The following is a 19,692-nucleotide window of genomic DNA, read 5'->3' as shown; positions in this document are numbered from 1 at the left end:
GCGGCCTCATTCGACCTTCACGCCCGACGCCTTGACCACGGCGGCCCACTTGTCGACTTCGCGCTTCACGTGTTCCTTGAGTTCTTCCGGCGTGTTGGCGCCTTCGGGCACGTCGGCGCCGCGCTGCGCCAGCATGGCGCGAATGCTTTCGTCCTTGAGGGCGGCATTGACCGCGGCATTCATCCTGGCAACGATTGCCTTGTCCGTGCCGGCAGGCGCAAACAGCGCGAACCACGCGTTAATCGTGTAGTCGTGCACGCCGGCTTCGGCAATGGTGGGAACGTTCGGCGCCGATGCCGCCCGCTTCGCGCTCGTCACGCCCAGCGCGCGCAGTTTGCCGGCATCGACATTGGGCTTGACCGTTGGCAAGTTGTCGAACACCGAGTCCACCTGTCCGCCCAGCAAAGCCGTCATTGCAGGGCCGCTGCCCGTAAACGGCACATGCAGAATTTTGGTGCCGGTACGCATCTTGAAGAGTTCGCACGACAGGTGAATGCTGGATCCCGCACCGGAGGACGCACACGTCAGCTTGCCGGGATTGGCCTTGGCGTAGGCGATGTAGTCGGCCACGGTCTTGATCGGCAGCGCTGGATTGACGACCAGCATATTCGGCAGTGTCACAAACAGCGCGACCGGCGCGAAGTCCTTGACGGTGTCGTAGCCGGGATTCGCGTAGAGCGCGAGATTGATCGCATTGGCAGTGCTACCCACGTAGAACGTATAGCCGTCCGCCTCGGCGCGCTTGACTGCCTGCGCGCCAATATTGCTGTTGGCGCCGGGCCTGTTCGAGACGACAACGCTTTGACCCAGGTCTTGCGAAACCTTGGTGGCGATGACACGCGCCACGATGTCGGTCGTGCCGCCGGCCGCATAGCCGACGATCCACGTAATTGGCCGCGCGGGCCAGCCGCTCGATGGTTGTGCCTGCGCCGCGCCGGTGAAGCCTGCACAAAGCGCGAGGGCGAGCGCACCCCGCCGGATTGATTTGCCGAAAAACATGCTGTCTCCCATGATCTCGTGCCCGGCCGGCGGCCGGACCTGTCGTGATTTGGTGTCCCAGGGTTGGCTGCAAGAGGCGGCCTTGACGACTCCTGCGCGTCCCTGATGACCCTGGACAGCAAATTATCATTCGAGCACGACGACAACAAATACACTTTTAGCCCGCGATTACCATCCCTTGGCCTATCAATCGGCATGGCCTTGCAGCACGTGTGGCGCGATGGGCCGGCGTCAGCGCCACCAGTCGGGGTTCTGGAAGTGGGTCGCGCTGAAAGCCACGAATTCCTGCGCGAGTTCCGTGACCAATTGCCGGCGATGGACGAGCGCGACGGACAGCTGCGGGGGCGGTTCGACCAGCGGCAGATAACGCACCCCACACAAGGCCAGCGTCCGCTGAGACCGCGGCACCGGGGTGAAGCCTTGATTGCCGGCGACAAGCGCGAGCGCCGCATGCATGGTGCGCACCTGCTGAAAGTCCGCCGTCTTCACCTTGTGCTTCATCAGAAAGTCACGAAACAGCGTGCGCGTGCTGCCACTCGCGTGATGGCTCGGAAAGCCGATCATCCGGCGGTCCTGCAGTTCGGTCACGGAAATTCCGTCGGCCCGCGCAACCGGCCAGTCCTCGGGAATCGCGATCCAGTACGGCTCGGAAAACAGGCGCGTCGCGACGAGATCCGGTTCATGCACCGGCTCCCGGACGAATGCGAGGTCCACGTCGCCCGTCATCAACACCGAGGTCTGGTCCTGGGTGGCATGCTCGATCAGGCTCAGGCGCACCTCGGGCCGCTCTCGTGACCAGGCGGCCAGCAGCGCCGGCAGAAAGGTGTAGGCGTGCGCGTGGAGGATGCCGATGCGCAAGGTGCTGAGCTTCTCCCAGCGCGCGTCCCGTATCACTTCGCCACAGCGGTCGATGTCCCGAAGAATGCGCCGCGCGTGGGGCAGGAAATTGAGGCCGTCGTCGGTCAGCGTGACGCTGCGCGTGGTGCGCTGGAACAGCGAGACGCCCAGCTCGCGCTCGAGCGCATGGATGTGCTCGCTCAGCGGCGGCTGGCTGATACCCAGCCGTTCCGCCGCCCGGCTGAAGTGCTGCTCCTCCGCCACGGCAACGAAATACCGAAGCCTCCTCACATCAATCATTTATCCGATATCCCTATGAATATTGGTATCAAAGTGTATTGGACTGGCTGTTTTTCGAATAATTATACTGCCACGGCTTCTTCCAGAACCGATGACAACGAGGACGAGACATCATGGAAATTCGAAAGCTGACCGGCACGATTGGCGCCGAGATCCTGGGCATCGACGTATCGAAACCCCTCTCCGGCGCGGTGCTGCGCGACGTGCGCCAATGCCTGCTGGACAACTGCGTGATTTTCTTCAGGGACCAAGTGCTGACGAAGGAGGAGCACATCGCCTTCGTCGAGCAATTCGGTGCAATCAGCTCCAGCCCGGTTTATCAGACCCTGGCATCCCATCCGCAGATCATGCCGGTCATCAAGGAGCCGAAGGACACCGACATCATCGGCGACACCTGGCATACCGACGAGACCTATCAGCAGACGCCGCCGCTCGGCTCGGTGCTCTATGCGCGCGAAGTTCCGCCGGTGGGCGGCGATACGCTCTGGTGCAACCTTTATCGCGCCTACGATACGTTGTCCGACGCCATGAAAAAGCAGTTGAGCGGTCTGCGCGCGATCCATACCAACGAATTCCTGACCGGCAATGCCCAAGGGCGCAATGCGACCCGTTCCACGAAACTGCTCGAAACGGTGGGGGTCAGCCACGTCGTACATCCCGTGGTGCGCACGCACGAAGAGACCGAACGCAAATGCCTGTTCGTGAACCGGCCGTTCACGTGGTCGTTCGAAGGCATGACACGCGACGAAAGCCTGCCGTTGCTCAACTTCCTGTACGAGCACAGCGCCAGGCCGGAGAACACCTGCCGCTTCCGCTGGCAAAAGGGATCGATCGCGTTCTGGGACAACCGCTGCACGATGCACTACGCCATCAACGACTATCCCGGCCATCGCCGCGAAATGCACCGTATCACCATCCAGGGATGCGAGCCGCGCTAAGGCGGCTGGCGCGACCACACCGACACTGTTGAATCATGTCTCATCTCGATACCCGACTCCTGATCGACAACCAATGGGTCGATGCGGCCGACGGCAGCACGCTCGCCGTGCTGAATCCCGCGACCGGCACCGCGGTTGGGCGCGTCGCATGCGCGACCGAAGCCGATCTGCAACGCGCGGTCGCCGCGGCCGCCGCCGGATTCACACACTGGCGCGACGTGCCCGCGGTCGAGCGTGGCGCGTTCATGCGCAGGGCGGCCGCGCTGCTTCGTGATCGTCAAGCGTCGCTCGCGGAACGGATCACCGTGGAACAAGGCAAGCCACTGCCCGAGGCGCGCACGGAAGCCGCAGCCGCAGCGGATATTCTTGAGTGGTTCGCCGACGAAGGCACTCGCATCTATGGGCGTACGGTGCCGTCGCGCAGTCCGCGCACGCAACTCCAGTTCGTCGTCAAGGAACCGGTCGGTCCGGTCGCCGCCTTCACGCCATGGAACTTCCCGCTCACGCAAGTCGTGCGAAAACTGGGCGCCGCCCTGACCGCCGGATGTTCGTTCCTGTTGAAGGCGCCCGAGGAAACCCCGGCGGCGCCTGCCGCGCTGATGCAGGCATTGCTCGACGCCGGGCTACCCGCAGGCGTGGTCGGGCTCGTGTTCGGCGACCCCGCCGAGATTTCGCGGTATCTGATCACGCATCCGGCAATACGGAAGATTTCCTTCACGGGTTCCACTGCGGTCGGCAAGCAGCTTGCCGCGCTGGCAGGATCGCACATGAAGCGCGTGACCATGGAGCTGGGCGGGCATGCGCCGGCCATCGTGTGCGAGGACGCCGATCTCGAACTCGCCGTGCAGTGTCTGGCCGCCGCAAAATTCCGCAATGCCGGCCAGGTGTGCATCGCACCATCACGCCTGCTGGTTCACGAGGCCATTCGTCCGGCCTTTGTGCGTGCCTTGGCAAACCATGCGTGCGGTATCAAGGTCGGCGATGGACTGCACCCCGGCACGCGCATGGGCCCGTTGGCCAACGACCGCCGCATCGCCGCGATGGAGCGGCTCGTGGGGGACGCGGAAGCGTCGGGAGCCCGCGTGCTGGTCGGCGGACAACGACTGCCGGGGGACGGCTACTTCTACGCGCCGACCGTGATCGACGCGGTGCCCCCGCACGCGATGCTCTTCGGCGAGGAGCCGTTCGGACCGATTGCGGCAGTGCAGGGCTTCACCCGGCTCGACGATGCGATGGCCGAGGCAAACCGCCTGCCTTACGGCCTGGCGGGCTACGCCTTTACACGCTCGCTGGCTACCCTTCATACACTCACGCGGGAGCTGGAAGTCGGCATGCTGTGGGTGAACCAGGCTGCCACGCCTTCCCCCGAACTGCCATTCGGCGGTATCAAGGATTCGGGCGTCGGCAGCGAGGGCGGGCCGGAGGCAGTTGAGGCTTACCTCAATACCAAGGCGGTGGCGATCACCATGGGTTGATGGCGGGTCTCACCACTGACCGGCAATCGAAGCGCATCTGCAACCATCGTAGCAAGGCATGCGATACACCCGTCCGGTCATCAGGGGGCAAAGGCAAGCGGACGCGACGCTACGACTTCTTCTGGTTCGCCGTGGCTCGCGCGGCAGAAATCGCGGCGTCGCGTTCCTTCGCTGCGGCTGCCTTCGCCTCGTCGTAGGTTTTTTTCGCCGCGGCGACCTTGTCGCTGTACGCCTTTCTCGCGGCCGCAATTTCCTGGCGCATATGGACAATTTCATCGCTCGGCGGCTGCGCCTTCGACCCGCTTGTCGTTTGAGCGGAGGCCGTCAGCGTGGACAACGCGAGGATTGCGGCGGCCAGAATAGTTACGCGCTTCATGCTTTGCTCCCAGAGTTTGCCTTTGACACGGTAGGCCGATCATTGCTGACCTTCCATTGGACCAAGGTCCTACGGTTGCAGGCTTGCCTCACAGGGGCTGACCGGTGGCACGGGATGGAACGGTCACGAGCCGCCGCGGGTGAAAGTGGCGCGCATTGCGCCGTGTCATGCGCGCGTCTTGAAATGCGCTTCCATGCGACGTTGCGCGCGTCCATGCTGGCCGAGCTTGCCGGTGGCAGGCATTGGCGCAGCGAGCAACTGTCATTCGCGTGCCCGAGCGCGGGCACGATGAGCGGCCACCTTCATACGATTTCCACAAATCGCCATCGAACACCAGCGACGCACCGGTCCCTGCTTCAGGTCGATGAACCACAACGTGCATTCCGGATTGGCACACTTGTGCGTCCGGCTCGCAGGATAGTTGGCCAGCAGATCGGCCGTCTGCGCTGCAAGTTCGGCGACCAGCCCATTGGGGCCGCTCATGACGCGCTCGGTTCGTAACGCGAAGCCATCGCCAGCGGAGACAAATGCCTGGCGCAAGTTGGCAAGGCCCAGATAGGTGTTCATTTGCTTGACCGCGGATCTCGGCACCGCGGACGCGCCACTGGCGCTCCACGCCGCAAGCAGGCCCCGCACCCACTCACGAAGGTCTCGCGCCTTACCAGCGGCGCTATCCAGATCTGCGGCTGACAGCGTCTGGCTTGCGGCAAAGATGGGCGCGAGCGACGAGCCGCTCAACTCGAGCCATCGCTGCAGGGTTGCCCCACTAGAGAGCCAATCCACCCGGTTGCTCCCTGATCCATAGCAACTGTTCACGAAGTCGATGGCCGGATGCCCGCCGATCAAGAGAGGGCGGGCTGGCTCGACATCGCTTCCTTTTGTACCAGGCTCCATCGTTTCTGTTCCTTCTCGTAACACGACGACACTGTAACTCAAAAAAAAACGTTGTACGGTTACCTCATGTGGCTGTAACCTATATAGGTTGCGTTTCTGGTTTCCATCGGAGATGTCGACCGGAGATGTCAACCTTTACGACCGTTGTCAGGAACAACCCCCCATGAATGACCAACTCTTTTCATTGCGTCGGATCTTTGGTGCCCTCGGGGTAACCGCGCTGATGTGCGCGGTTATGCCTCAGTCAGCGGCAGCGCACGACGCTTCTGCCAGCTTTCCGTCGGTCCAGTCGCGCAGGGTCGAAGTCGATGGCCTGTCCATCTTCTATCGAGAGTCGGGAGCTCCGTCGGCCCCCACGATCGTGCTTCTTCACGGCTTTCCCTCTTCCTCGCACATGTTCCGCGAGCTGATTCCCTTGCTTTCGGACAAGTTCCACGTGATCGCGCCTGATTACGTCGGCTTTGGGTACTCGGCTGCGCCAACCGTCGAGCAGTACCCCTACACCTTCGACAACCTTGCCCAAACGACCGACCGGCTTCTGCAGAAGCTGGGCGTCACGAAGGCGGTGTTCTACATGCAGGACTACGGCGGTCCGGTAGGTCTGCGGTTGGCAGCCAAAGCGCCGGATCGCGTCCGGGGACTCATCTTTCAGAACGCCAATGCCTACCTGGAAGGCGTGAGCCAGACGGCGATCGATGTCTTCATGCCGCTGTGGCAAAAAGGCGATGACTCAGGCGCGCGCAAGATGCTGCTCGCCGACACCACCAGGTTCCAATACACGGCGGGCGCCCGTCACCCGGATGCCATCAGTCCTGATACCTGGACTCATGACCAGGCGTTACTGGACCGCGCAGGTAGTGCGGAGCGCCAGTTGGCGCTCTTCAGGGACTATCAGACCAACGTCGCCAAATACGACGAGTGGCACCAGTACTTCCGAGCGAATCAACCGAAGACGCTCGTCGTTTGGGGCAAGGGCGATCCGTTCTTCACCCCGGCGGGTGCCGAGGCATTCAAGAAGGACCTGAAGGATGTCGACGTGCGGTTCTTCGACACGGGCCACTTCGCCCTTGAGGAGGACGCACGCCCGATCGCCGCGCTGATCAAGAGCCGTTTCGCCGAAGCCGGGAGCGCAAAATGAAAAAGGAACAACGCCTTCACTGGCTCGCTCTGGCCGCATTGGCCGCGTCCTCCCCGTTGGCGCTTGCCGGCCAGCCTCTGGTCCCGGACGTACCGCTATCGTTGACGCTGGCAACAGAAGCCGCACAGGAGGCCGTTCGGGCTTGCGAATCTCGTGGCTACCGCGTGTCTGCGTCGGTCGTCGACGCCCAAGGTGTGGAACGCGTACTTCTGAAGGGAGATCGCAGCACCGTCCATACGCGCGAAACGGCGTTCAAGAAGGCCTATACAGCGGTGACGCTGGGGCCGATCTTCGGGGCAAGTACAACCGGGGCGCTAACGGAGAAAATCTCGAAGACGCCGACGGGCCCGGCCCTCAGTAGCGTCACCAACGTCATCCTCCTCGCCGGCGGGGTGGTCCTGACCGCCGGTGGCAATGTCGTCGGAGCGATTGGCGTTGGTGGCGCCCCGGGTGGTTCCCTGGACGAAGAATGCGCGCAGCAAGGCGCAACCAGGATCAGCGCGAGCCTATCCAGAAGCCTCGGCGGCGATTGATACATTGGCGCCTGCCCGGCGGTTCAAGCGGGGACGCGCTCGTCGAGCCATCCGTGTGTGCGGTCGATAAAAGCGCAAAACCCGCGCCTCATAAGGAGGCGCGGGTTGCAAAAGTGCGCGGATTTACGACTTCCTTGACGCGACCTTTATGACTTTGTTGTCAAAGGACAAGTACGCAGGCCGGCCCGCCCTTCCCTTACAGGAACCGGAACAGATTCATCCCCTGGATCTGCATGAACGACGATTGCGCGCCTTGCAGGGCCGTCGAGCGCTGGTAGTACTCGCTGATGGCAGCAGCGTAGTCCAGCTCGGTCAGGTCGGACAGGGTCTTCTGGTTGCCGAGGTCGCGATTGGTGCCGATCGCGTCCAGCGAATCCAGTTCGTTCATGCGCGAGCCCACGGACGAGCGGACCGTCAGTACGTTGTCCAGCGAGTTGTTGAACTGGCGGATGCCAGTGGCGATCACGTTCTGCAGCTTGGCGTTGTCGGCGTCCGTGTTGAGCGGCTGCTTGAGCGCGTCGATCACGTTCTGCAGGTTGGCGAACATGTCCGTGCCAGCTTGCTGCGCCGGCTTGATGGTCATGATGTCGCCCGCGGCCGGGGCGCCCTTTACCGAGAACGACACGCCGCCGACGTCGATGTTCACGCCATCGGCATACGGCACGCCTGCCACCACCGGGTTGCCGGTGGTGTTGTCCGTAACGGTGTACTGCGTCACGCCCGCCACGTTGGCAAAGCTCAGCGTGAAGGAGTGGCCATAGAGGGGATCGGTCGGGTCCGATGCCGAGATGGCGCTGTAGGTGGCCGTGCCCGTGTTGTTGCCGGCTTGCAGCACGTAGCCGGCGTTGGCGGTCACGCTCTGGAAGACTTCGGCACCGTTGTTGCCGGCCTGCATCTGGCGGGCGACGTCGACCTGCAGCAACTGGTTGCCGGTATCGCCCTGGTACACGGCGCCGCCGGCGGCGTTCTTGGTGAACGGCACGGTGCCGCTCTGCAGCCCGGCGAACAGATAGTTGCCGTTGCCGTCGTCCGCGTTGGCCAGGCCCAGCAGCTGGTCGTACTGGCCTTGCAGGGCCGTGGCCAGCGAGGCGCGATCGTTGTCGGACATGGTGCCGTTACCGGCATTCACCAGCAGCGTCTTGATGTTCTGGATGGTCGTGGTGACCGTCTGCAGCGTGTTTTCTTCGAGCCCGAGCGTGCTGTTGGCCTGCTTGCGGCTGGTTGCGTACTGGTTGTTGACCGCGCCGGCGAGCGAGACGCCCAGCGCGCGGCTGGCGGCGACCGGATCGTCCGACGGGCTCAGCACGCGGCGGCCGGTGCCGAGCTGTTGCTGAACGTGCAGCAGCGAGGCCTGCTGGTTGTTCATCGACGCCAGGCCTTGGGTGTACAGGGTGGAGGTGGCTACGCGGATCATGGCGAGATTCCTTCAGTTCCGTAGATGCGCCTGGCGTCAGGCGATCGAGATAAGGGTGTCGAAGATCGTGCTGGCGGTCTGGATCACCTTGGCGTTGGCCTGGTACAGCTGCTGGAACTTCAGCATGTTGACCGTCTCTTCATCCATGTTCACCCCGGACACCGACTGCTGCGCGTTGTAGATCTGCGTGGTGATGCTGTCCTGCGAGGTCGACTGGATATCGATCGCCTGGGCTTTGCTGCCGACGTCGTTGACGAGCTGGGCGTAGGCGTCGTTGAAGCTCGACACGCCATTGATGGTCTTGGCGGTCTGCAGCTTGGCCAGCGCCAGCATGTTGCCGTTGTCGGATACCGCGCCCGAGTTGTTCGACAGCAGGATCTTGTCGCCATTCGACGGCGTGCCGCTGAAGCTGAAAGTCAGGCCGCCGATGGTGTAGTCGGTGGCAGCGCCATTGGCGACCGGTGCCGGCTGCGGCGCGAGCGGCGCGCCGGTGTTGTCGGTAAAGTCGTAGCGGTTGGTGGTGCTGTTCCACGTTGCCGTGATCTGGCTCGGCAGCAGGCCAAAGCCCGCCGCCACGTTGGTCAGCTTGGCGGTACCGGTGCCGACATTGGGCGGCGCGGTGCTGACGTCGGCACGGGCCGGCGATGCCGCCGCCACCTTGGCCGGGTCGCTGATCAGCACATCGAAGCCCGAGGCCGCGTTGCGCGTCGGCTGGATCTCGAACGAATCGTTGGCGGCCATGCCCGCCGTCAGCTGCACGGAGAAGCCGTCGGCGGTAATGGTGGCAGCGCCCGGACCGGCCTGCGTCGCGACGACCTTGTTGTCGGACTTGCGCAGCAGCGTGTAGTTGGTGCCATCGAACCGCAGCGTGTAGTCGCTGGTCGTCAGGTTGCCGACGTTGGTGATCTGGGCGGTCGCCGTGGCGGTACCGGTGTTGCGGGTATTGCTGTAGATGGTCGCGGTGCCGAGCGCGAACATGTCGGTGCCGATGTTACCGTTCAGGTCGATACCGAGCTTGTGCTGGTCGTTGAAGGTCTGGCCCAGCGCGAGCGAGATGCGGCCGATGGCGCTCTGGGCGCCATCCAGCGTCTCGCTGCGGTACTGCAGCAGGCCGCTCAGCGAACCGCCGGTAAGCGTGCCTTCGTCGACTTCCTGAATCGAGCCGTTCGGCAGCGTATAGGCGACTTCGGTGCGGCTGCCGTCCGAGGCCGACTTCACCGCCTTCATGTCGTACGAGTCCGAACCGATGACGAGCGGCTGGCCGTTACCGGTCAGCACGTTGTACGAGGTACCGCCATCCTGCACCGTGACCTTCACGCCGATCAACTGGCTCAGCTGCGACACTGCCTGATCGCGCTGGTCGAGCAGGTCGTTGGGCGGCTGGCCGTTGCCCTGCGCGGTCATGCGGGTGATTTCGGTGTTCAGCTTGGCGATCTGCTTGGTGTACACGTTGATCTGGTCGACCGTGGTCGAGACCTGCGTGTTGACGCCATCCTGCAGTTGCTTGAAGTAGTCGCTGGCGGATTTGATCTGGCCGGCGAGCGCTTGCGCCGCGGACAGCAGGCCCTGGCGCGCGGCCGGATCGGCAGGGGTGTCGGATACCAGCTGCACGTTCTTGAAGAACGATTGCATCAGCGGAGCCAGGCCGCCCTTCTGGTCGGCGAGCAGGTCGTCGATCTGGGAGATCTGATCGGAATACGTAGACAGCTGCGCGCTGGCCGCGGTGGCACCACGCAGCTGGTTGGTCAGGAACGAGTCATAGACGCGCTGCACCGACAAGGTGTTGGAGCCCTGGCCGTAGAAGCCCGTGCTGAGGTACTGGCCGCCGGCCGACGCGATGATCGTGTTCTGGCGGGTATAGCCCGGCGTAGCGGCGTTGGCGAAGTTGTGGCCGACCGTCGACAGCGCGTTCTGCGCAACGTTGAGCCCCGAAAGACCGATATTGAAGAGAGACATTTGCTCTGACCCCGGATCAGTTGGCTACCTTCGGCACACGGCCGAAGGCGGTGAATGTGCAAGATAACGGCAGGAAGGCGGCGGGACTTTAGCGGCGCCTGGATCCTTTCGCAGCATTTCCTGTACGACGGCTGATACAGGTTTCACGGCAATTTACGCACCGATTGCCGGACAAAGACGGCACGATGCGCGCCCTTGCGCATCGCGCGAGGACGTACCTGGAGCGAACGGGCCGCGCGAACCCACCCCGGCCACGGCGCACCAACCTCCCGCGCGAACCTTCCGCGCGAACCTCCCGCGCCAATCTCGTGCGCGGCCGTCAGCCCGATACCTTCTTCATGATCCGCACCAGCTTCTCGCCGTAGGCCGGATCGGTGGCGTAGCCCGCGCGCTGCAGGCCGTGCGCGGCTTCGTCCGCGGTGTTGGCCGCCACCACGCCCGCGTAGCGCGGATTGGTGGTCAGCAGGCGCGCGTAATCGGCACAGGCCTCTTCGTACGAGCCGTAAGCACGGAAGCGGGCACGAACTTTCTGCGGCTGGCCGTCGACGTATTCCGTCGTCATGACTTCCGCCACCGGACCGCGCCAGTTGGCGCCGGCCTTGATGCCGAACACGTTGTGCGTGGTGCTGCCGTCCGGATACGCGATCTCGCGCCGGCCCCAACCCGATTCGAGCGCGGCCTGGCCCACGATCAGCTTGGCCGGCACGCCGCTGGCGCGCGAAGCGGCCATCGCGGGTCCGGCCATGCGGTTGACGAATTCGCTGATATGCGCCGGGGAGTCGTCCGGCAACTGCCCCAGGTCGCTCTGGCCGCCCTGCCATTCTCCGGCCGCCTGGTACTGGCGAATGCCGGTGGTCGGACTCCAGGCGTTGCCGGGCAGAATGGTGCCCAGCGGGGGTGTAGCCGGCGCCGGGCCGTCGGCGTCGGTGGCGCCGCGGCTGTCGAGCATGGCGGCCATCTGCGCGTTCTGCGCGCCGGCGGCCGCCTGGGCGCCGGTCACGCCGTTCTGCATGGTCGCCATCGTCTGCGGCACCTGCACGCCGGCCGCGCGCGCGAGCTGGCGGTACATCGCGTCGGCCAGGCCGATACCGCGTGCCGACAGTTGCTGCGACAGCTGCTGGTCCATCATCGACATGTAGAGCTTGGTCTGCTCGCTGTCGAACATGCCGTCCTGCGGCGTGGCATCGCGCATGCTCTTGAGCACCATCTGCGTGAAGACGGCCTCGAACTGCTTGGCGGCGGCCTTCAGCGTGTTCTCGTTGTTGCCGGCGCGCGCCTGGTTCTTGAGCGCTTCAAAGCCTTGCGTATCGAGCGCAAAACGCTGCGAGATATCGCCTGCCGAAGTGTCCAGCGCCATCAGATGATCTCCAGTTCCGCACGCAGCGCGCCCGCGGCACGCATCGCTTCGAGGATCGTCTGCAGGTCGGCGGGCGTCGCGCCGAGCGCGTTCAGGCCCTTGACCACGGCGGCAAGCGACGCGCCAGCCTTGACGATCTGCAGCGAACCGCCGCCTTGCTTGAGGTCGATCTGCGAGACCGGTGCCACCACCGTCTGCCCGCCACTGAACGGTGCGGGCTGACTGATCACCGGCTGCGTATTGATGACCACCGACAGGTTGCCGTGGGCCACGGCGCAATCCTCCACCGTCACCGCCTGGTTCATCACGATGGAACCGGTACGCGCGTTCAGGATGACCTTGGCCGCGGCCTTGCCGCGCGAGACATCGATGTTCTCGATGCGCGCCAGAAAGTTGACCCGCTCCGCCGGCGAGACCGGCGTGCGCAGTTGCACCACACGGCCATCGAGCGGCTGGGCCACACCGGGGCCCATGGTGCGGTTGATGGCTTCGATCACGCGTTCGGCGGTGCCGTAATCGGTGTCCTTGAGTTCGAGGTTGAGGTAGCCGCCCTCCGGCTGGAACGACGGGACCGCGCGTTCCACCACCGCACCGTTGGCGATGCGGCCGACGGCGAGCTGGTTGACCTGCACCTTGCTGCCGTTGGCCGACGCGCCCGCGCCGCCCACCAGCATGTTGCCCTGCGCCAGCGCATACACCTGGCCGTCGGCGCCCTTGAGCGGCGTCATCAGCAGCGTGCCGCCGCGCAGGCTCTTGGCATTACCCATCGACGACACCACCACGTCGATCTGGCTGCCCGGCTGCGCAAACGGCGGCAGCGTGGCGGTCACCATCACGGCGGCCACGTTCTTGAGCTGCATGTTGCGGCCGGCGGGCAACGTCACGCCGAGCTGCGACAGCATGTTGGTCAAGCTCTGCGTGGTGAACGGGGTCTGCGTGGTCTGGTCGCCGGTATTGTCCAGACCCACCACCAGGCCATAGCCGACCAGCGGGTTGTCACGTACACCCTGGAAGTTGACCAGGTTCTTCAGGCGCTCTGCCCGCGCGCTGCCCATGCTTGCGCCCAGCATGAGGGCGAACAGCAGGACAGCAATAAAAGCCGCACGACCTGAGCGGGGAGCGAGGACGGGCGGGATGCCCAACAGCGAGCCTGGCTTTTGGAAAGGCATCGGAGGCAAAAACATGGCGCGATCAGAACGGTGAGACATTGAGGAAGAAGCGCTGGAGCCAGCCCATGTTCTGCACTTCGTCGATATACCCCTTGGCGGTGTATTCGATGCGTGCATCCGCCACCTGGGTGGACGGTACGGCGTTGTCGCCGGTAATCGTGCGCGGGTTGACCACGCCGGAGAACCGGATGAATTCCGCGCCCTGGTTGATGGCCATCTGCTTCTCGCCGGAGACCACCAGGTTGCCGTTCGGCAGGACCTCGAGCACGGTCACGGTGATGGTGCCGTTGAAGGTATTGGCCGCGGACGCCCCGCCGCTGGCCTTCATGCCGTTGGTGCCGGACATATCGGCGTTCTGCGACGAGCTGAACAGGCCACCGAGCGCCTTCGGCACCGCGGTGAACGTCAGCGCGCTGTTGCCGGTGCGGCTGGCATTGGTACCCGAGTTCTTGCTCGCGTTGACGTTTTCGCTGATCACGATGGTCAGGATGTCGCCCACGTTGCGCGGACGGCGATCCTCGAACAGCGGATTGCCCGCGTAGGAGGCCTGATAGATCGAACCCGAGGGCGCCATGACCGGGCGCTGCTCCGCGCGCGCGGTGGTAGGCAGCTGCACGAGCGGATCCTTCGGAATCAGCGCGCAGCCACCGGTGGCCAGCACGGCGATGCCGGCCAGGCAATACAGCGCGAGCGTTCCCATGCGGGACACCGAGGTGGCTATCGTCATGACTATCATCCCATCTGGGTCAGGCGCTGCAGCATCTGGTCCGACGTCTGCACGGCCTTGCTGTTGATTTCGTAAGCGCGCTGGGTCTGGATCATGCTGACCAGTTCTTCCACCACGTTCACGTTGGACGACTCGACGTAGCCGCCCTGCAGCGTGCCGGCACCGTTCAGGCCCGGCACCGAGGTGTTGGGCGCGCCCGAGGCGTCGGTCTGCGCATACAGGTTCTCGCCGAGGCTTTCGAGGCCGGTCGGATTGGGGAACGTGGCGAGCTGGATCTGGCCGACGTTGACGGCGGCGGTGTTGCCCGGCGTGGTCACCGTCACCGTGCCGTCGCGTGCAACGCTCAGCGAGGTGTAGTTGGCCGGCAGCGTGATGGCGGGGTTCAGCACAAAGCCGCTCGACGTGGTGAGCTGGCCGTTCTGGTCGACCTGGAACGAACCGTCACGCGTGTACGAGGTGGTGCCGTCCGGCATGGTCACCTGGAAGAAGCCCTGGCCGAGAATCGCCACATCGCGCGAGTTGCCGGTCTGCTGCGGGTTGCCCTGGGTATGGATGCGTTCCGTTGCCACGGGGCGCACACCGGTACCGAGCTGCATGCCCGAGGGCAGCAGGGTCTGGTCGGACGACAGCGCGCCGGGCTGGCGGATCGTCTGGTACATCAGTTCCTCGAACACCGCGCGGCTGCGCTTGAAGCCCGTGGTCGACACGTTGGCCAGGTTGTTCGAGATCACGTCCATCTGCGTCTGCTGCGCATCGAGGCCGGTCTTGGCAATCCAGAGAGAGCGGATCATGGTTTTCCTTCTGTATCTGCTTGTGAGCGCGCTACGCGCATCAGTTGTTCGACAGCAGTGCGTTGGCCCGCTGGTCATTGCCGTCGGCACCCGAGATCATCTTCATCTGCATCTCGAAGCGCCGCGCGTTGGCGATCATGTCGACCATCGCTTCCACCGGATTCACGTTGCTGCCTTCCAGCGCGCCGGAAATCACCTTGGCGTTGGGGTCGGCCTGCAGCGGCTCGGCACCGGGGCGCAGACGGAACAGGCCGTCGTCACCGCGGGCGAGCGAATCTGGCGGCGCGTTGACCACGCGGATGCGGCCCAGCTGCGCGAGGCCGTTTGGCTGGTCGCCCGGGCCGCGCGCCGACACGCTGCCGTCGCCGCCGATGGTCAGTTGCGCGTTCTGCGGTACCGCCATGGGCCCGCCCTCGCCGAGCACCTGCAGGCCGGTGGAGGTCACCAGCTGGCCGTCGGCCGACACCTGCAGCGAGCCCGCGCGGGTGTAAGCCTCGGTGCCGTCCGGCAGCTGTACCGCGAGCCAGCCGTTGCCGGTGAACGCCAGGTCCAGGTCGCGCCCGGTGTAGGTCAGCGGACCAGCCTTCATGTCCGCGCCCGGCGTGGACGCGAGCGTGAACGAGCGGGTCTGCGTTTCCTGCCCGACCACCGGCACCGCGCGATACATGTTGATCTGCGCGCGGAAGGCCGGCGTGGAGGCGTTGGCCAGGTTGTTCGATACCGCGGCCTGCTGGTCGAGTATCTGCTTGGCGCCCGACAGGGCGGTGTAGATCATGCGGTCCATGGCGGTCCGTCAGCGTGCGTCAGATGTTGACCAGGGTCTGCAGGACAGTGTCCTGCGCCTTGATGGTCTGCGCGTTGGCCTGATAGTTGCGCTGGGCCACGATCAGGTTCACGAGTTCGCCAGACAGGTTCACGTTGGACTCTTCCACGGCGTTCGACTGCAGCGTGCCGAGTCCGCCGCCGGCCGAGCCCAGCAGTTCCGGACCCGACGAACCGGTGGCGCTCCATGCGTTGTTGCCTTCCGGCTTGAGGCCTTCCGCGTTGGCAAAGCTGGCCAGCGCGATGGTGCCGAGCGACTGGGTCTTCTCGTTGGAGTACGCGCCGAGGATGGTGCCGTCCGCCTGCACGCTGAAGCCCAGCAGCGAGCCCGAGGCATTGCCGTTCTGCACGATGCTCTTGGGATCGTTGTCGGCGCCGAACTGCGTGGAACCGGCCAGGCTCAGCTGCATGTTCAGGGCGGCGGCGCCATTGGCGGCCGGCATGGTGATGACAGGATTGGCCGGCACGGTCTGGCTCATCACGCCAGCGTTGTCGAACGCCATCGTCACCGGCGTGCCGCCGACGACATTGCCGTCTGCGTCGACCAGGCGCATGGTCCAGTCGGTACCGCCGGCGACGGTCGGGGCCGCGCCGCTCTTCGAGAAGTAGGCGGTCAGCTGCACCTTGTTGCCCAGCGAGTCGTACACCGTGACCGGGTTGCTGTAGTTGTACATGTCCTTGGTCGGCATCACGGCCGGTGCCGGCGGCGCGGCGGGCGTGGTGGCGAAGGCCTGGGTCGGCACGGTGCTGCGCGAGTCGAGCTGGAACTGCGCATTGATGGTGGTGGTGGCCACCGGCGGCATCTGCGCGTTCGAGATCGTGATCGGCTGCGGCACGCCCGTGGTCTGACCGGCGGGGTAGCCCGTCACCTGCAGGCCGCTGGCGTTGACCAGACGGCCGTCCGGCAGCTTCTGCAGCTGACCGTTACGCGAATAAAACACCGCACCGTCCTGGTCCACCAGGCGGAAGAAGCCATTGCCGTTGCTGATGGCAACGTCGAGGTCGCGGCCCGAGGCCGCGACGTTACCGTTGGCGAACGACTGCACCACTGCATTCACGCGCACACCCAGGCCCACCTTCGAGCCGGCGTAGACGTCCGCGAACTGCGCGGTCGACGACTTGAAGCCAACCGTGTTGGCGTTGGCGATGTTGTTGCCGATCACGTCCAGGTTGGACGCGGCGGCGTTGAGACCGCTTACCCCTTGACCAAAACCCATGATTTTCCCCTATGTGTAGGCTGTCGTTCGAAATTGCCCGCGCGTATGCCCGGACCGGGTGAAAAAAATTAAGAAATGCGGCGCACGTCGTTGACGTTCGCCGTGGTGCCGTCCTCGAGGTTGACCAGCACGCCGGTGCTGTCGCCGCTGATGCCCTGCACCTTGCCGTAGACCAGCGCGGTCGGGCTGACATCCTTGCCGTCGGCGGTGGCGGTGACCTTGACCGCGTACTCGCCGTCCGCCAGCGGCACACCCTTGTCGTCCTTGCCGTCCCAGGCCACGTCGTGCACGCCGGCCATCTGGCCCTTCATGTCGATGGTGCGCACCACGTTGCCGCTCTTGTCCAGGATCTGGACCTGTACCGAGTCGGCCGTGCTTGGCAGATCGACGCCGATCTTGCTCGGCACGCCCGCCTCCATGCTCGCCTTGGAGCCGGGCACCATCACGGTGCGGCCGATCAGGTTGGCCGAATCCATGGCGCGGCTGGCGGAGGTCTGCGCGAGCAGCGCGTTGAGGGTTTCGTTGACGTTCTGCAGGCCGCTCACCGTGCTGATCTGCGCAATCTGCGAAGTCAGCTGCGAGTTGTCCATCGGGTTGAGCGGATCCTGGTTGTTCATCTGCGTGACCAGCATCGTCAGAAAGTTGCTCTGGATCTCGGCCGCGCTTGCGCTGCCGCCCTTGAGGGCGTCGTTGATCGCGGAGCTGTTGCTGTTGTTGCTTACGGGCGCTGTCATGTCGTTGTCCGGCTAGTCCTGGAGATTGTTTCGCTCGTCACTGACCGATGGTCAGCGTCTTCAGCATCATGGTCTTGGCGGTGTTGAGCACCTCCACATTGGCCTGGTAGGAACGCGATGCCGAGATCATGTTGACCATCTCTTCCACCGGGTTCACATTGGGCATGGTCACGTAGCCGTTGGCGTCGGCCAGTGGGTGCGACGGGTTATGGACCAGTCGCGCCGGCGACGGGTCTTCCATCACGCCCTCGACCTGCACGCCGCCCACGTCGGTCTGGCCGGGCGTGGGCGCAAGGCCGAAGATCACCTGCTTGGCGCGATAGGGTTGACCGTTGGGCGCTACGGCGCTGTCCGCGTTGGCGAGGTTCGACGCCGTGACGTTCATGCGCTGCGACTGCGCCGCCATGGCGGAACCCGATACGTCGAAGATGCTCATCGATGGCATGTTGCGACTCCTGCGTGGTTAGCTCTGGATCGCGGCCAGCATGGTCTTGATCTTGCCGCTGACCACCGTGAGACCCATTTCGTAATGCACCGTGTTGTCGGCAAAGGCGACGCGCTCGGTGTCCATTTCCACCGTGTTGCCGTCGATGCTCGACTGCAGCGGAATGCGGTACTGGAGGTCGTCGTTGTCCGCTGCCGGCGCCTGCGCCGGCAGGTGGCGCACCTGCGTCGTCGAGAGCGACAGGCCCTCGTTGCGCTGGCCACGCTCCACCGATTGGGACAACTTGCTCGCGAAGTCGAAGTCGCGCGCCTTGTACCCCGGCGTATCCGCGTGGGCGATGTTGGAAGCAATCACCGATTGCCGCTGGTTCCGCAGGCTCAGCGCCTCCTGTTGAAAGCGCAATGCCGCATCGAGTCTGTCGATCATGTCTGCCTTTCCTGCTATGGCTTCAGGGGGGAGAGACCCCCGAGCCGACGGTATACGGGCCGGACGGGGCTTCTTCAGGGTTGCCATCTTAGGGGCCGGCTTGTCACGCCAATCGTTTGAATAAGAGCGGGAAATCCGCGCAATTCGCCCCTCGCTCTCGCGCGAGGCTGCCTACAATGGGCCTCACTGAAGTTGTCATCGGCCGCGCTGGCCAATACCGGCGCAGGCCACCATCCTTGCTGGGATGCCTTTCATGAATCGATTCCGCCAGATCGCCAGGCTGCTCGCCCTGGCCGGGCTTGCCATCGCGCACGGCGCGCTGGCCTCGCCCGCGCAGGTCACGCCCGTGGCGCCCGCCTATTCCTTTCCCGACGACCCCGTGCGCGCGGCTGTCGAACAGTTTTTGCTGAAGCAGGCCGTGGGGCTGCCAGGCAAGGTCAGCGTGCAGGTCATTCCGCCGTCGGGCGGACGCGCGCCCGAATGCGTGGCGCCCGACCCGTTCCTGCCTGCTGGCTCGGCGCCATGGGGCCGCGTCAATGTTGGCGTGCGCTGCGGCGGCGAGCGGCCGTGGACGCGCTATATCCAGGCGCGCGTCTCCGTCCTGACCGATTACTACGTGGCCTCGCGCGCGCTCGCGCCCGGTGAGCCCATCGAGGTGGCGGACCTCGAGGTCCGCCAGGGCGACCTCGGCACGTTGCCGCGCGCCGTCGTTACCGATCCGGCGCAGGTGGCCGGCGCCGTGGCGGCCAATCGCATCGCCGCCGGCTCGCCGATGCGCACCGACCTGATCAAGCGGGCGATCGCGGTGCGCTCGGGCCAGACCGTCACGGTCACGGTCGAGGGCGAGTCGTTCCAGCTCAGCAGCGAAGGCAAGGTGCTGACGGACGCCGCGCCCGGCACGGCCGTACCGGTGCGGCTGCGCAACGGTCAGGTGGTGAATGCGGTGGTACGCAACGCTGATACGGTCGTTTTGCAATAGCCGGTCCCACTTGCCGATAGCAAATCCGATTCAACGCAGAAGATGAAAGTTGTCGCCGGTTTTCCCGATGATGACGGCTGGTTGGGGTAGTGACGCGTCCGGCGTAGAAGGGTCGTGCGAGAATGCGTACGATCCCCCCAAAAAGTGTGGAAAAGCGCTCGCAAC

At 64.7% G+C, this 19,692-nt stretch carries 20 protein-coding genes; 5 read left to right on the top strand and 15 right to left on the bottom strand.

Translation table 11 applies throughout. From position 1 onward, the window contains the following. Window positions 1-6: 6 nt before the first annotated feature. Complete coding sequence (locus tag DFLDMN_RS14410) at window positions 7-999, bottom strand: Bug family tripartite tricarboxylate transporter substrate binding protein (RefSeq protein ID WP_423195606.1); 993 nt, start codon at window positions 997-999, stop codon at window positions 7-9. A 231-nt stretch (window positions 1,000-1,230) separates the two neighbouring features. Beyond that, the gene (locus tag DFLDMN_RS14405; protein ID WP_423195605.1) at window positions 1,231-2,136 is read right to left on the bottom strand and encodes a LysR family transcriptional regulator; all 906 of its coding nucleotides are present in this window, start codon (window positions 2,134-2,136) and stop codon (window positions 1,231-1,233) included. 113 nt (window positions 2,137-2,249) lie between these two features. On the opposite strand from DFLDMN_RS14405, the gene DFLDMN_RS14400 reads away from it, so the two are divergent. Beyond that, complete coding sequence (locus DFLDMN_RS14400; protein WP_423195604.1) at window positions 2,250-3,074, top strand: TauD/TfdA dioxygenase family protein; 825 nt, start codon at window positions 2,250-2,252, stop codon at window positions 3,072-3,074. Window positions 3,075-3,109: 35 nt separating this feature from the next. Next, window positions 3,110-4,549 carry an NAD-dependent succinate-semialdehyde dehydrogenase gene (locus DFLDMN_RS14395; protein WP_423195603.1) on the top strand — a complete coding sequence of 480 codons (1,440 nt, stop codon included), beginning with the start codon at window positions 3,110-3,112 and terminating at the stop codon, window positions 4,547-4,549. A gap of 109 nt (window positions 4,550-4,658) precedes the next feature. Here DFLDMN_RS14395 and DFLDMN_RS14390 read toward each other — a convergent pair whose 3' ends face one another. Both DFLDMN_RS14390 and DFLDMN_RS14385 read right to left on the bottom strand, forming a co-directional pair. Beyond that, window positions 4,659-4,925, bottom strand: a complete 267-nt coding sequence (locus DFLDMN_RS14390) for a hypothetical protein (protein WP_423195602.1) — start codon at window positions 4,923-4,925, stop codon at window positions 4,659-4,661. A 261-nt stretch (window positions 4,926-5,186) separates the two neighbouring features. Beyond that, complete coding sequence (locus tag DFLDMN_RS14385; protein WP_423195601.1) at window positions 5,187-5,819, bottom strand: CGNR zinc finger domain-containing protein; 633 nt, start codon at window positions 5,817-5,819, stop codon at window positions 5,187-5,189. A 163-nt stretch (window positions 5,820-5,982) separates the two neighbouring features. Between DFLDMN_RS14385 and DFLDMN_RS14380 the strand changes: the two genes are divergently transcribed. Beyond that, complete coding sequence (locus tag DFLDMN_RS14380; protein WP_423195600.1) at window positions 5,983-6,957, top strand: alpha/beta fold hydrolase; 975 nt, start codon at window positions 5,983-5,985, stop codon at window positions 6,955-6,957. Next, a complete protein-coding gene (locus DFLDMN_RS14375) occupies window positions 6,954-7,490 on the top strand; it encodes a GlcG/HbpS family heme-binding protein (protein WP_423195599.1) in 537 nt (178 codons plus the stop codon). Before DFLDMN_RS14380 ends, DFLDMN_RS14375 begins: the two co-directional genes overlap by 4 nt. Window positions 7,491-7,686: 196 nt before the next feature. Here DFLDMN_RS14375 and flgL read toward each other — a convergent pair whose 3' ends face one another. The 11 genes from flgL to flgB form a co-directional block, all read right to left on the bottom strand. Further along, on the bottom strand, window positions 7,687-8,901 hold the full coding sequence (flgL, locus tag DFLDMN_RS14370; RefSeq protein ID WP_423198423.1) for a flagellar hook-associated protein FlgL: 1,215 nt from the start codon (window positions 8,899-8,901) through the stop codon (window positions 7,687-7,689). 39 nt (window positions 8,902-8,940) lie between these two features. Then, window positions 8,941-10,860: a flagellar hook-associated protein FlgK gene (gene flgK, locus DFLDMN_RS14365; RefSeq protein ID WP_423195598.1), complete on the bottom strand. Its 1,920-nt coding sequence runs from the start codon at window positions 10,858-10,860 to the stop codon at window positions 8,941-8,943. 319 nt (window positions 10,861-11,179) lie between these two features. Further along, entirely contained in the window at window positions 11,180-12,217 is a 1,038-nt protein-coding gene (gene flgJ / locus DFLDMN_RS14360) for a flagellar assembly peptidoglycan hydrolase FlgJ (protein WP_423195597.1), read from the bottom strand. Next, window positions 12,217-13,401, bottom strand: a complete 1,185-nt coding sequence (locus DFLDMN_RS14355; protein WP_423195596.1) for a flagellar basal body P-ring protein FlgI — start codon at window positions 13,399-13,401, stop codon at window positions 12,217-12,219. The genes flgJ and DFLDMN_RS14355 overlap by 1 nt, the downstream gene beginning before the upstream one ends. A gap of 7 nt (window positions 13,402-13,408) precedes the next feature. After that, a complete protein-coding gene (gene flgH / locus DFLDMN_RS14350) occupies window positions 13,409-14,113 on the bottom strand; it encodes a flagellar basal body L-ring protein FlgH (RefSeq protein ID WP_423195595.1) in 705 nt (234 codons plus the stop codon). Between the two features lie 5 nt (window positions 14,114-14,118). Further along, window positions 14,119-14,904, bottom strand: a complete 786-nt coding sequence (gene flgG, locus DFLDMN_RS14345) for a flagellar basal-body rod protein FlgG (protein WP_423195594.1) — start codon at window positions 14,902-14,904, stop codon at window positions 14,119-14,121. Window positions 14,905-14,944: 40 nt separating this feature from the next. After that, on the bottom strand, window positions 14,945-15,688 hold the full coding sequence (gene flgF / locus DFLDMN_RS14340) for a flagellar basal body rod protein FlgF (RefSeq protein WP_423195593.1): 744 nt from the start codon (window positions 15,686-15,688) through the stop codon (window positions 14,945-14,947). A 19-nt stretch (window positions 15,689-15,707) separates the two neighbouring features. Continuing rightward, on the bottom strand, window positions 15,708-16,943 hold the full coding sequence (flgE, locus tag DFLDMN_RS14335; protein WP_423195592.1) for a flagellar hook protein FlgE: 1,236 nt from the start codon (window positions 16,941-16,943) through the stop codon (window positions 15,708-15,710). Between the two features lie 68 nt (window positions 16,944-17,011). Beyond that, window positions 17,012-17,677, bottom strand: coding sequence for a flagellar hook assembly protein FlgD (locus DFLDMN_RS14330; RefSeq protein ID WP_423195591.1), 666 nt, complete (start codon window positions 17,675-17,677; stop codon window positions 17,012-17,014). Between the two features lie 37 nt (window positions 17,678-17,714). Continuing rightward, on the bottom strand, window positions 17,715-18,122 hold the full coding sequence (gene flgC / locus DFLDMN_RS14325) for a flagellar basal body rod protein FlgC (RefSeq protein WP_423195590.1): 408 nt from the start codon (window positions 18,120-18,122) through the stop codon (window positions 17,715-17,717). Window positions 18,123-18,140: 18 nt separating this feature from the next. After that, window positions 18,141-18,548 carry a flagellar basal body rod protein FlgB gene (gene flgB / locus DFLDMN_RS14320; protein ID WP_423195589.1) on the bottom strand — a complete coding sequence of 136 codons (408 nt, stop codon included), beginning with the start codon at window positions 18,546-18,548 and terminating at the stop codon, window positions 18,141-18,143. Between the two features lie 253 nt (window positions 18,549-18,801). Here flgB and flgA point away from each other — a divergent pair, with 253 nt between their 5' ends. Next, complete coding sequence (gene flgA, locus DFLDMN_RS14315; protein WP_423195588.1) at window positions 18,802-19,527, top strand: flagellar basal body P-ring formation chaperone FlgA; 726 nt, start codon at window positions 18,802-18,804, stop codon at window positions 19,525-19,527. The last annotated feature ends 165 nt before the right edge of the window (window positions 19,528-19,692 follow it).

The organism is Cupriavidus sp. H19C3 (assembly GCF_049393815.1).
In the GTDB taxonomy this organism is placed as follows: domain Bacteria; phylum Pseudomonadota; class Gammaproteobacteria; order Burkholderiales; family Burkholderiaceae; genus Cupriavidus.
The sequence above is the reverse complement of the archived record's forward strand: the minus strand, read 5'-3'. Positions and strand labels throughout refer to the sequence as shown.